Genomic DNA, 13,183 nt, shown 5'->3' on the forward strand with positions numbered 1-13,183 from the left:
GTTCGTTCCTACTGATACAAATTCAGTCGCTTTGAGTTCTCTTATCGGTCCACCTAATAATTATTGGGGGGATGATGATGGTGATTCTGGTGTTACCGCTACAGGTTCTTTAAGTTTATCTATCGTCGATAAAAACAATCAGTCAGTATCACGTAATTCCGTGTTAACGACTTGTAACGCACCTTATAGGATTAAGTTATCTAGTACTGACGGTACATTATCAACTCGTTACGGATTTCCTAATCGTAGTACTTTCAGTGCTAGTAATGTGACTTACTATGTTAATCCTAAGGCTTCGCCGGTGGTTTGTTTTGCCAGACCGGATATGTACTATAGTACAGGTCAATATGCTGGCCCAGCTTCGATGTGGGACCCGGATAATGGTTTTATCCCTCAGTCAACTGGCCCATCCTCTTACGGTAGAAACTTTCCTACAACTGGCGCTAATGGATTGTACTTTGATTTACTCATTAGTGGTAGTAGTCAGCCATTGTTTTGGTCTCCTGTTTCTCAGGGGGGTATCACAGTCACAATGTCTAATTCTACTGCTACAAGCGTTCGTGTTACTTTAACTGGTCCTTACGCTACCGAATCCCAGATTAATTCATCCAGTCCTATTCCTATTTCTAAACCTACTTTGCCTCAGACCTTCGAGTTGGTCGGTCGTGATAGTAATGGTACTCCAGTCGTCAGATATGGTTTTACTTTAAAGCAGTGGTTCGTCCACCGAGGTTCTAAGTGGGACAATTATTCTAATACATTATCTTGGTGTAATAGTCTTGGTTATCGCCTTCCTAAGGTAAAGGATTTAACCAACGCATTTTGTCCTAACAACGGTTTTAGGTGTCAGGGTTCAGTCGGCGCCACCCCTTCTTCCTCTGATAATCATTACATGCGTCATATAGGTTCAGGTTTTTTCACGGAGTGGGGCAAAATGGAGGATTACTCTGGCGTTGGCTTCAACAACGTGTACTGGACTAGTGACCCGTCTGGTAGTAACCAGTTTACCGTGGCCACGTACAACGGCGATGTGTATTTTAGCAACGCCTCTTACTACGGGCTTTGTGCCTATCCTTAGTTCTTATTCCTTCGTCCTTAATCCTTAGGGCGGGGGTGGGGGTGATAAAAAATAGTGTTGAGTGATTAAAAGCAAGCTGACTCGAAGAGTCAACGTCGTTTAGCTATAAAAAGCGATTTTGCGGCTAAGCGGCAAAAATGCTGGGCACCGAGGTGGTGGTTAAAAATATTGATATTAAAGGAGTAATATAAAATGAATATTGAAGAAAAAATAGCGTTAAGTAAAAGGCCGGTTCAGTTTATTGCTGAAGGTAATTTTTTAAAGCTTTATGATCAATCATTATATGTGGTTGAGCAATTATTGGGTTTTAACTTAAAGGTAACGGCAAAGTATATAAAAAAAATTGATGAAATTATTATTTGCGGTGGATTTCCTACCCGTTCTATTACTAAACGCTATCCCAATGCCAGCCCTAATTTAACGGGGTATGAGTTATTGGGTGATTATGATTTAAGTGGCTATAATTTATGGTACCAAAAGCATTGCCAAGTACCGAAGCAAAAAACACCACAATCCCTTCTCACAACATCCCAAGAGGTAAACGAACAGTTAAACGAATTTCGCGATATGAACAAACCGTTAACGGTTCAGCATCTATTATTTTTACAATCATGGCAGGCAAATAAATATCCTGCTATGGTAGATAGTGCGTTTATTCAGGAGTTGAAGAATTATTTTAGTGAATTGCATTAATAGCAGAGTGATGTCGAAGATAAATCATCCGTTTCAACTAGGGTGATTTTTTAAGTTTTTTATCGAAAAAAAAAGTTGAGGAGTGGGGGTTTTGGGGTTTAAAATTCTGCAATGTTGTCTAAAATAAATAATTCGGCCTTAAACTGAGGCTTTTTTTAGTAGCCGTTTTTTGCATCAAAAAAAGTTGAGGAACGGGGTTTTTGAATCCCTTTCTTCATAATCAATCAATAAATAATCTTTATTAGTTCCATCTTAAGGTTTTGTTAATCTGTTTTTGTTAGTTTAGTTGCACTTTTATTTGTAATTATTGGAGCAAAATTTGGATAGAAATTTTAGTTGGCGCTCGTTGGTTTATGCTATTTTGTATTTCTGTTACTTTTCTTGTGCATTACAACTTTACATTGCATTGTCAGGACATGCTAATTTTATTGGGCTTCGTGACTCGATAATTTATAGTATGATTTGGCTGGTGCCTATTCTCTTTTTTCCTAATATTACCAAAAAATTTGCTACCGTTTATGGCATTATCGTCGGTGGGTTGTCACTAATTTCGATTGGTTATTTTACGATATATCGACAGGAGTTTTCGCAGAGTGTTTTTTTTGTGATGGCAGAGTCGAACTATAATGAGTCGCATGAATTTATTTCCCAGTACCTTAGTATTAAACTCGTCGCCGTGCTGTTGATTTATATTTTGGTTGGGGTGTTTTTGTGGTTTAAGGTTAAACCGGTTTATGTAAAAAATATGACTAAATGGTTAGTGTCGATAATCATTGTGGTTTATGCGTTGATGCCTTTGTTTATTAGTGTGGCGATTAAGAAGACTTCGTTTGAGCGCGCTACCCAGCATCTGTTAAGTCGGATGGAAACGACGGTTCCATGGCAATTGCTCAGTAGTTATATTGCTTATCGTTCTCAGCTTTCTAATATGGACAAAATCTTGAATCATCTCGAAACCTTGCCTAAATTCGAAAATTTAACTGATGCCAATGGAAATACTCCAAGAACGTTAGTACTGGTGATTGGTGAGTCAACGACTCGTAGCCGTATGGGCATTTATGGTTATGATCGTGATACGACGCCGTTAATCGAGCAATTTAAAAAAGATAATCCTGATTTTCTTGCTTTTAATGATGTTGTTTCATCAAGACCTTATACGATCGAGATTTTGCAACAAGCGCTAACTTTGGCCGATGAGCAACATCCTGATTTATATCTTTCTAAGCCATCATTAATTCATTTGATGAAACAGGCCGGCTATAAGACTTTTTGGATTACCAATCAACAAACGATGACTAAGCGCAATACGATGTTGACGATGTTCTCTAAGCAAGCTGATGAGCAGTTTTATATGAATAATGATCGTAATCAGAGTTCCAGACAATATGATTCGTCGGTTTTTGAGCCGTTTAAGAATGTGCTAAATGATCCTGCTGAAAAGAAATTTATTGTTATTCATCTGCTCGGTACGCATATGAAATATGAGCTGCGCTATCCGGAAGGTGAGGAGTATCAGCGTTTTAAAGATAAGACTGGCGTAAATTTTGATTTGGATAACGATAAGTTAAAAGTTTATAACAGTTATGATAATGCGGTCGCGTTTAATGATTTTGTTACTACTGAGCTGTTTAAGCTATTTAAGAATAGTGATCCAAATGGTTTTATTTTGTATTTTTCCGATCATGGTGAGGAAGTTTATCAAACGGCTCCGCATGATGTTTTAGGGCGTAATGAGAAGGCGCCAACTAAAGCTATGTATACGGTTCCTTTTATGCTTTGGCAATCGCCTAAGTGGTTAGTGAGTCATCCTAATAATCATTTTGAGTCTTATGTGAATCGAAAATTTAGTACTCAGGATTTGATTCATACTTGGTCTGATTTGGCTGGGTTAAGCTTCGATGATTATCAACCCGAAAAAAGTATTGTGAATGAAAAATTTGCACAGCCAACTCGATGGATTGGTGATCCTCATGGTAAGGAGGGGTTAACCGATTTCGATCAGCTCGCTAAATAGTGATTTACAGATAAAGTAAAGGTATGGTATTGTATATTTATACAGTTATTTTCTATATACTAATACCTTCATTATGCGAAAAATTATTCATGTCGATATGGATTGTTTTTATGCAGCTGTCGAAATGCGAGATAATCCACGTTATCGCAATGTGCCGATCGCCGTAGGTGGCGATCCACGTAAGCGTGGTGTGGTGGCAACTGCGAATTATATTGCTCGTCAATATGGTGTGCATAGTGCGATGTCAATGGCACAGGCAATTAAGCTGTGCCCTAATATTAAGGTCATTCCTGGTCGTCATGCCGTCTATAAAGAGGTTTCCAATCAAATTCATCAAATATTTAAGCGTTATACTCAAGCCATTGAGACGCTTTCGCTTGATGAGGCTTATTTGGATGTGACGGATTGTAAGCTCTGTCATGGTTCTGCTACGTTAATCGCCCAAGATATTCGACAAGCAATCTATAACGAGCTTGAATTAACCGCGTCAGCAGGTGTGGCACCACTTAAGTTTTTAGCTAAAATCGCCTCCGATATGAATAAGCCAAATGGGCAATATGTGATTACACCCGATCAGGTTGAAGGATTTATTGAGCAACTTCCACTGAAGAAGATCCCCGGTGTGGGTAAAGTGACCGAGAAGAAGCTAGCAGAGTTGGGGCTTTATACCTGTAAAGATGTGGTTAATTATGATTTGACTAAGTTACTTAATCAGTTTGGTAAGTTTGGACGTATTTTACATGAACGTTGCCAAGGGATTGATGAACGCGAAGTCTGTAATGATAGGCAACGCAAGTCAGTTGGGGTAGAGCGCACGTTGGTTGATGATATTCACAGTTGGGATGAGTGTTTAGCGCAATTTGATCCGCTATTTGAGGAGTTGGAGAAGCGTTTAAGCAAAGTTCGCTCGGATCTCTCTATTGCTCGCCAAGGTGTGAAATTTAAGTTTGATGATTTTCAGCTTACGACTCAAGAGCATGTTTGGTCTAAGTTGGATAAAGCTGATTTGATTGAACAAGCTCATAAAGTTTGGCTAGAAAGGCGCAATGATCGGGGTGTTAGGTTAATTGGTTTTCATGTGACGTTGATTGATCCACAAGTTGAAAAGCAACTTATTTTTAAGTTTTGATTGATGATGTGTTGATTAGATGAGATGGGTTAAAGGATCTGATTTTAATTCGCAAATCAGATCCTTTATATTATTAAATGATTATTTTAAGTTTTGACCATTGGTCTTAATCACATTTTTATACCATTCGAATGACTCTTTTTTATAGCGTTTCATGCTTCCGTTACCTTCGTTGTCACGATCAACATAAATCACGCCATAACGTTTTTTCATTTCGCCAGTGGTGAATGAAACGACGTCGATAATCCCCCAAGCGGTATAACCAATCACATCAACACCGTCGTAATCCATCGCTTTTTGCATCGCTTTAATATGCGCGCCGAGGTATTCGATTCGTGGTTTATCGTGAATTTGGTTGTCGTGCTCAAGTTCATCAATCGCGCCAAAACCATTTTCAACAATAAATAGTGGTAGTTGATAACGATCGTATAAGCGATTAAGTGTGTAACGTAATCCTTCTGGGTCGATCGGCCAACCCCAGTCACTGCTTTTAATGTATGGATTTTCAACTGCATTTGGTAATGCACCATTGACGATGTTGTCACGGTTGTCGTTTTTAACATCCGCTTTTACGACCGTTGACATGTAGTAACTAAAGCCGATGTAATCAACCGTACCTTGTTTTAAACAAGCTAAGTCTTCTTCTGTAATATCAAGTTTGTAGCCTTCGCGTTCAAACTCTTTTAATGCGTATGATGGATAATATCCACGAACATGTACATCAGGGAAGAAGAAGCGTTGATGCATAGCAATTTCTGATGCCATCATGTCTTCAGGGTTACATGAGTATGGGTAAATTGGCACGTGAGAAATCATACAACCAATTTCAAAGTTAGGGTTGATTTTTTTACCAGCAATAACCGCTTTAGCACTGGCTAATAATTCGTAATGCGCAACTTGGTAAAGCACTTCTTGTGGATTTTCACCTGGTTTAACTTGTACACCTGAGTTGGTCCAGAAGAAGATTGGGTTACTGGTGTCCATTTGGTTGTTGATTTCGTTAAAAGTCATCCAATATTTAACTTTGTTTTTATAACGTTCAAAACAACTTATAGCAAAACGTTCAAAAAACTCTACGGTTTTACGATTACGAAAACCACCATATTGGCGAGCAATGTGTAATGGGATTTCAAAATGTGAAAGGGTAATAACCGGTTCAATTCCATTCGCAATGAGTTCATCAAATACGTCATCGTAAAATTGTAGGCCTGCTTCATTTGGCTCTAGCTCATCGCCTTTAGGGAAAATTCGAGTCCAAGCAATTGAAGTACGGAGGCATTTTAGTCCAAGTTCAGCAAATAATTTGATGTCTTCTTTATAATGATGATAGAAATCAATTGCTGTATGATTTGGGTAAAATTTGCCTGCTTCGATATCTTGAGTGATTTGTCTTGCAACACCATGTGCGCCAGCGGTCATGACATCAACCACGCTTGGTCCTTTGCCCCCTTCATTCCAGCCGCCTTCGAATTGGTGAGCGGCTAATGCACCGCCCCATAAAAATGGTTTTTTAGTCATTTTTGATTCCTTGTTATTGCTTAATTTCGAATATGATATCGTCAAGATTCACGTCTTTATTTTCAGTTAATGTGATCAATTGGTATTGATCTGTATTAACAATAATAATTGGTGTAATTAATGGATAACCCGCTTGTTTGACCGCTTGTGGATCAAAGCTGATTAGCAAATCACCTTTTTTAACTTGTTGACCCATACTGATGTGATAACTAAATTCGTTATTAGTTAAATTAACGGTATCTATTCCAACGTGAATTAATAATTCTACGCCGTTATCTAGGACTAAGCCGATAGCATGTTTTGAACTTTCGAATACCGCACTAACTACGCCATCAAATGGTGCATAAACATGGTTATCTGTTGGTTCGATAGCAATACCTTCACCCATTAATTTTTGTGCAAAAGCGGGATCTGGCACTTCGCTTAGTGGTAATGCTTTACCGATCATTGGGCTAGTGATATTCACTTTATCAAGAACGACTTTTGGGGTGTCGTTTTCAATTTTTTCATCACTTTGTGCTTTTTCATTAGTACCAAAAATTTGCATTAAAATCACTGGCCCAAATAGTGCTATTGCTGAACCCAGTGCTACGCCGATGATTGATCCATAATGTTCTGGATTAATTGCATTAACAATAGTTAGTGGTCCAGGTAACGCTGCATAGGTGTAGTAGTAAGGCGTAAAGATACCAGCGACCATACCACCAATTGCAGCACATATACACCCATAAATAAATGGTGTTTTAAAGCGTAAGTTAACCCCATAAATAGCTGGCTCTGTGATACCAAATAGACCCGTAATAAAGGCTGAGATTGATACACCTTTCATCTCTTTTGAGCGAGTTTTGATATAGAATCCTAATGCTGCACCGACTTGACCAATTACCGCGATAGTTTGGTAGGCTTGGAAAGAGTCTTTACCATATTGGTTAATGTTTTCGATAATAACTGGTGTAATACCCCAATGCACACCAAATATAACCAGAACTTGCCAAAATGCCCCGATAATCGCACCCGCGACCCATGGCGCAAGGTTTACAATCCAGTTGTATCCGCTTGCAAGGTAGTGCGCTGCACCAGCTGTAATAGGTCCAATTACTAATAAGGTTAATGGAACCATAATCACTAAGCAGATTAATGGCATGACTAATGGTTTAATAATGCTGTGTAAGCGAGGTTCTAAGAAACGCTCTAAATAAGAGAGTAACCATACTAAAAATAGTGGTGGTAATACGGTTGACATATAGGTGGTTTCAGATAACGGTAAACCAAATAAGTCAAATGTTCCCCCATTTTTTATTGATGTTGCAATTTCTGCCCATGTTGGTGATAGTAGCGCTGCACAACATGCTACTGCAATATAGATGTTGCAACGGAAATGTTGCGATGCAGTAATGGCAATAAAGATAGGTAAAAAGGTAAATGGCGCCCAAGAGATAAAGCTAAATACTTGGCAAGTGCCAGTTTGTTCAAATTCTGGATAGGCAAGCTTAATTAAAATTAAGATCCCTTGTAATATACCTGCTCCCGCTAAAACATAAACGAAGGGAGCAAAAACAGCTGACATTGTGGCGATAACACGATTTAACATACTACTTTTGCTATTTACATCAACTTTATTGTTTCCACTCATTAATTGCGTAAATGCATTATAGACTTTGTCTACATTTGTGCCGATAACAACTTGAATTTGTCCACCTTTTTCAACCACGGTGATAACACCCGGCAAACTGGCGATTTTCTCTTTCGCTTCCGCTGGGGTGGTTTGAGTAACGACACGCAAACGAGTTGCACAACGCGCGACAGAAACAATATTATTTTCGCCGCCTAACTCATTTAATATATCAACTGCTAATTTATTATAATCTCTAATTTTAGATGACATCAATAAAGCTCCTTTTAACAGGTAAGAGAGCATATCTTATCCTTAAATTGAAAATTGTTAATGACCAATTTTATTGTTTGTGATCTAGATCGCGTTTTCTAGCAATTTTGATTTATTTAATTAACGATAAGTATAGAATGTCAATCATTTATACCAATATCAAAGAACGACTAATGTTAAAATACCAAGATGTGGCAAAGAAAATTCAACAGTCGATTTATCAACAAAATCTGCCTAAAGATACACAATTGCCTAATATCGAAGGATTAATTCAACAATATCAAGTTAGTCGTACCACCATTATCAAAGCACTTAATCGCCTTGAAAGGCACGGTGTGATCTATCAAATTCAAGGCAGTGGTATTTTTGTTAGGCAACCCAAAAAAAGGGGTTATCTGAATTTTTTAGAGAGTCACGGTTTTAGTGTTGACCTAAATGATTTACCCGGCGCTTCACAAGTATTTAATGTTGACGTTATTCAGCCTAATGCCAAAGTGAAAGAGAACTTACAGTGTGAAGACGGTGAAGAAGTCTATTACATAAAACGATTACGTTTGGTTGAAGGGAAGGTTTATGGTTTTGAGCAATCTTATTATCGTAAAAAGATCATCTCTTACCTTAACCGAGAAATTGCCGAAAACTCAATTTTTAGTTACGTTAAAGAGATTTGTAAAATCAATATTGGTTTTTCTGATAAATATTTCAAAGCGATAAAATTAGATGAGGAGATCGCCCCTTATTTAGGATTAAAACCTGGCGATCCCGCATTATGTGTTGAAGAGATTTTTTATACTACAGCAGGCGAACCTTTCGATTTTTCAAGAATTATTTATCATTACGACAATGCTAAATTCTATGTACAAAGTCATTCAAAATAGTCGAAGGTATTTCATTTAGTTAATAAAATAAATTACTAACTAAATGAAATTTTATCAATTTAACAGCTACTACTTTTGTTCAACTTTTTTAAGTGTTTCGAATGTACCTGATAAAGTTAATGTGACTTCATATTCTGGTGGGGTATTGATATCTACATCCATAGCATCATCAACACTTCTATCCATACCTAGATAACGGTTTTGACTTTTGGCGTTGTTAAATGATGAATATGATGTATCAAAATCTCTTGAGTCAAGTGAAAGTGTAATTGGTGCGCCTAGTACATACTGTTTATCCAGTAATCGTTCAACTTTAGCGCTCAATTTGTTTAGTAAAAGGGTTTCATGCTCGTTTAGCGCAGCTTGAATTGCTTCAGGTGAAACACTATAAGAGATGTTATTGTTGACTTGCATCTTTAATTCTTGCGCTTTAGCAATAATTTTACCAATAAGATCTAATTTATTTATTTTTATTTTTAGTGTGTTATTGACGAAATAGTGTTTTTCTTCAATTTCTTTAGCCTCCATTTCGCGTACCATATATTTTTTAATTGATACGTTCGTTAAGCCTATCTTTTTTAATTCGTTAGCGATATTGTTAAAGTCTTTGTACAGATCATCCTTTGCTCTACTTTCTCTATTACTGGTTGTAGCAATGGAGAATTCATAGTAGTTAGTCAAATTTTTATCGTCAATCTGATAAATGTTGTTTATACCATATTTATCAAGTATTTTATTAAGATTGATGAAGCTATCATTATTATCAATCGTTAATACAACATTAAGAATAGCTGCATAAGTGGTATTGTTTTTACTATCTGGTTTCGTCACAGTTCTAACACTGTTTTTGTAGTCGGTGGTAACTAAATTATCGTCGGTAATATTAAGTGTATTTAAATAAGTTTTTAACTTCTTCATTGTTTCGACATTAAGATTAGAAGCTTCCGTTGATGTTTCACCCTCTGTTTCTAAGGTTACATAAAATTCAACTGTATCGGGTTTTAATATAATGTTATCAGTAATTTTGGAGGTAATTTCTCCAACAGGGATAAGGTTCTTTCCATATTTTAATTGCTGTAGTTCTAAATAATTATTGCTAACGTTTAACGCATTATTTTGGGCGTGAGATGGAAAGATGGTACTCATATTCATTAATAGGATTAATAATAAGGTTTTTTTCATTTTATTTCCTTTATTCAGTCTAGTGAAATGGGCTAGTAAAGTAGGTTCAATGTAGAAAGATAAGATGATTATAATTAATATAATTGGAAAGTTGTAAAAAAATTGTAAAACTTTATGAATATAAAAAAGCGTCTTACGACGCTTTATTATTTTATTCCATATTCAGCACGATAGGCTTCGACTTGGGTGACTTGGTCTTTTCGTGATGGATCTTGGTAGAGGTATTGGATCAAATCATCTAAAGTAATAATTGAAATTACATCACAATGATAAGTCTGTTTGATTTCTTGAATAGCAGATAAATCACCTCGGCCTTTTTCTTGACGATCTAAGCAAATCAATACGCCAGCAAGTTTAGATTGATTGTCTTCCAAAATTCGCATTGATTCACGAATTGCTGTACCAGCGGTAATTACATCATCAACTAACATAACGCGTTGTTGATATATTGAACTACCTACAAGATTACCACCTTCGCCATGGTCTTTCGCTTCCTTTCGGTTAAAGCAGTAAGGAACATCAACATTGTGGTGTTCAGATAGGGCAACCACTGTTGATGAAACGATTGGAATGCCTTTGTAGGCTGGACCAAAGATAACATCATATTGTAAATCTGCATCGATCAATGCAGCGGCATAAAAACGACCTAATAACGCTAAATCTTTACCGGTATTAAATAGTCCTGCATTAAAAAAGTAAGGGCTTTTTCGACCTGATTTTAAAGTAAACTCGCCAAATTTTAATGCTTGCCTATCTAAAGCAAATTCTATAAATTCACTTTTATATGATTTCATCGATCCTCTCCAATTAATCTTTTAAAGCTTGTTTTTGTGCTTCTGTAATAGTTTTTATGCCATTTTTTGCTAGTTCTAATAGGGTTAATAATTCTTCATGACTAAATGGTTCACCCTCGGCAGTGCCTTGAACCTCTATGATACGACCATCATCTGTCATAACGACATTCATATCGGTTTCAGCATTAGAATCTTCAATGTATTCTAAGTCGCATAGAGCTTCACCGTTTACAATGCCTACCGATACGGCAGCCACTAAAGATTTAATTGGATTTTCTTTGATTTTGCCATTAGAAATTAATGTGTTTATTGCATCAACGAGTGCAACACAAGCTCCGGTAATCGATGCAGTTCTTGTGCCACCATCGGCTTGAATAACGTCACAATCAAGGGTAATGGTGTATTCACCTAATAATTCAAGGTCAACCATCGCGCGCAGTGAACGGGCAATTAGGCGTTGGATTTCCATTGTTCGGCCAGTTTGTTTGCCTTTTGCAGCTTCTCGTTGTGTTCTTGAATTTGTTGCGCGAGGTAACATGCCATATTCAGCAGTGATCCAACCTTGATTTTGACCTTTTAAAAAGCGGGGTATAGATTCATCAATTGTTGCATTACAAAGTACTTTGGTTTCACCAAATTCGACTAATACAGAACCTTCTGCATGCTTAGTGTAATGACGGGTTATTTTGATTGGGCGGACTTGTTCCGCAGATCGACCAGACGGGCGCATGCAATTCTCCAGCAGTTTATTTTATCTTCGAATTAATTTTTTAGGGGGACATCAACAAGAAAGCGTCGATGTTTAGCCTAAGCTAAGGGCACATTATACAGAATTTGTGATACAATGCACACTAAGTTTTTATAAATTTAGGAACCTATTATGATTTCTAGTATGACCGCGTATGCGAGAAAAGAGTTGAACCAATCATGGGGTAATGCGTCTTGGGAGTTGCGTTCGGTCAATCAACGCTACTTAGAAACCTATATTCGATTACCCGAACAGTTTCGCTCACTTGAGCCGATCGTTCGTGAGCGTCTTCGTGCTCGATTAACTCGCGGAAAGATTGAATGTAACTTACGCTTCGAACTTGATCCCGCTACTCAGAACCAAGAGTTATCATTAAATATTGAGCTAGCTAAACAGATATTAAATGCAGGTGATTGGATTAAACGTGAATACCAAACCGGTCCAATCAATCCGCTTGATGTGTTACGTTGGCCGGGAGTGATGTCGAGTAAAGAACAAAATTTAGATGCAATTTCGCAAGAAATTTTAGCTTTACTTGAAAAGACAATCGATGAATTTATCACTGTTCGTGAACGTGAAGGTAAAGCCTTAAGCGAATTAATTACTCAACGCTTAGACGCAATAACTCTCGAAGTTAATAAAATTCGAGATTGGATGCCACAAATCTTAGATTGGCAGAAAGAGCGTTTAAAAAGCAAACTAGACGAAGCCAATATTGAACTAGATAGCTCACGTCTTGAACAAGAAATTGTGATGGTTGCACAAAAAATTGATGTGGCTGAAGAGTTAGATCGATTAATGACTCATGTTAAAGAAACTTATGCAATCTTAAAGAAAAACGAAGCAGTAGGGCGCCGACTTGATTTTATGATGCAAGAATTTAATCGTGAATCAAATACCATCGCTTCAAAATCAATTAATGCGGATGTAACTGCAAGTGCGATTGAACTTAAAGTATTGATTGAGCAGATTCGAGAGCAAGTACAAAATATCGAGTAATTTAATGAGCAAGTATTTTGTCATCGGCAAAGTCCTTCACTCAATATAGTCTTAAATGTTTATATCGATTAACAGACTGATTTATTATTTACTCTAAAAAACAATCAATGTAGATTAAATTAACAATAGGGGCGCAATGCCCCTTTTTTATATCAAGATATTATGAATTGCTTTTTCAAAGATTATTTTTAATTAAAAAATAAAAATCTTTACTTTTATCTAGCCTAATAAACTTTACTTTTCATAGAGCAAGTTTAAAATGCAC

General features: G+C 37.0%; 10 protein-coding genes and 1 pseudogene. 6 read left to right on the forward strand and 5 right to left on the reverse strand.

The annotated features are described in order from the left end of the window. From J3U27_RS07710 to dinB, 4 genes and pseudogenes are all read left to right on the forward strand, one after another. Positions 1-1,078: pseudogene (locus J3U27_RS07710) on the forward strand (hypothetical protein); the annotation flags it as partial. A 192-nt stretch (positions 1,079-1,270) separates the two neighbouring features. Beyond that, a complete protein-coding gene (locus J3U27_RS07715) occupies positions 1,271-1,771 on the forward strand; it encodes a hypothetical protein (RefSeq protein WP_267377195.1) in 501 nt (166 codons plus the stop codon). Positions 1,772-2,090: 319 nt separating this feature from the next. Beyond that, positions 2,091-3,785, forward strand: coding sequence for a phosphoethanolamine transferase CptA (cptA, locus tag J3U27_RS07720; protein ID WP_267377196.1), 1,695 nt, complete (start codon positions 2,091-2,093; stop codon positions 3,783-3,785). A 73-nt stretch (positions 3,786-3,858) separates the two neighbouring features. Beyond that, positions 3,859-4,914 carry a DNA polymerase IV gene (gene dinB / locus J3U27_RS07725; RefSeq protein ID WP_267377197.1) on the forward strand — a complete coding sequence of 352 codons (1,056 nt, stop codon included), beginning with the start codon at positions 3,859-3,861 and terminating at the stop codon, positions 4,912-4,914. Between the two features lie 81 nt (positions 4,915-4,995). On the opposite strand, the gene J3U27_RS07730 is transcribed toward dinB, so the two are convergent. Together J3U27_RS07730 and J3U27_RS07735 are read right to left on the reverse strand one after the other, a co-directional pair. Beyond that, complete coding sequence (locus J3U27_RS07730) at positions 4,996-6,432, reverse strand: 6-phospho-beta-glucosidase (protein WP_065734534.1); 1,437 nt, start codon at positions 6,430-6,432, stop codon at positions 4,996-4,998. A gap of 13 nt (positions 6,433-6,445) precedes the next feature. Continuing rightward, positions 6,446-8,317 (reverse strand): beta-glucoside-specific PTS transporter subunit IIABC, encoded by a 1,872-nt coding sequence (locus J3U27_RS07735; protein ID WP_267356939.1) that lies wholly within the window; start codon positions 8,315-8,317, stop codon positions 6,446-6,448. A gap of 137 nt (positions 8,318-8,454) precedes the next feature. Between J3U27_RS07735 and J3U27_RS07740 the strand changes: the two genes are divergently transcribed. Then, the gene (locus tag J3U27_RS07740) at positions 8,455-9,195 is read left to right on the forward strand and encodes a GntR family transcriptional regulator (RefSeq protein ID WP_267330917.1); all 741 of its coding nucleotides are present in this window, start codon (positions 8,455-8,457) and stop codon (positions 9,193-9,195) included. Between the two features lie 69 nt (positions 9,196-9,264). Here J3U27_RS07740 and J3U27_RS07745 read toward each other — a convergent pair whose 3' ends face one another. From J3U27_RS07745 to rph, 3 genes are all read right to left on the reverse strand, one after another. Continuing rightward, positions 9,265-10,377, reverse strand: a complete 1,113-nt coding sequence (locus J3U27_RS07745) for an SIMPL domain-containing protein (protein WP_267337016.1) — start codon at positions 10,375-10,377, stop codon at positions 9,265-9,267. A gap of 146 nt (positions 10,378-10,523) precedes the next feature. Then, entirely contained in the window at positions 10,524-11,171 is a 648-nt protein-coding gene (gene pyrE / locus J3U27_RS07750; RefSeq protein ID WP_065561745.1) for an orotate phosphoribosyltransferase, read from the reverse strand. 13 nt (positions 11,172-11,184) lie between these two features. Next, positions 11,185-11,901, reverse strand: coding sequence for a ribonuclease PH (gene rph, locus J3U27_RS07755; RefSeq protein ID WP_267377198.1), 717 nt, complete (start codon positions 11,899-11,901; stop codon positions 11,185-11,187). Between the two features lie 150 nt (positions 11,902-12,051). On the opposite strand from rph, the gene J3U27_RS07760 reads away from it, so the two are divergent. After that, a complete protein-coding gene (locus J3U27_RS07760; protein ID WP_065734530.1) occupies positions 12,052-12,918 on the forward strand; it encodes a YicC/YloC family endoribonuclease in 867 nt (288 codons plus the stop codon). Positions 12,919-13,183 lie beyond the last annotated feature (265 nt).

It is taken from the genome of Gilliamella sp. B2911 (genome assembly GCF_026536965.1).
GTDB lineage: Bacteria > Pseudomonadota > Gammaproteobacteria > Enterobacterales > Orbaceae > Gilliamella > Gilliamella apicola_E.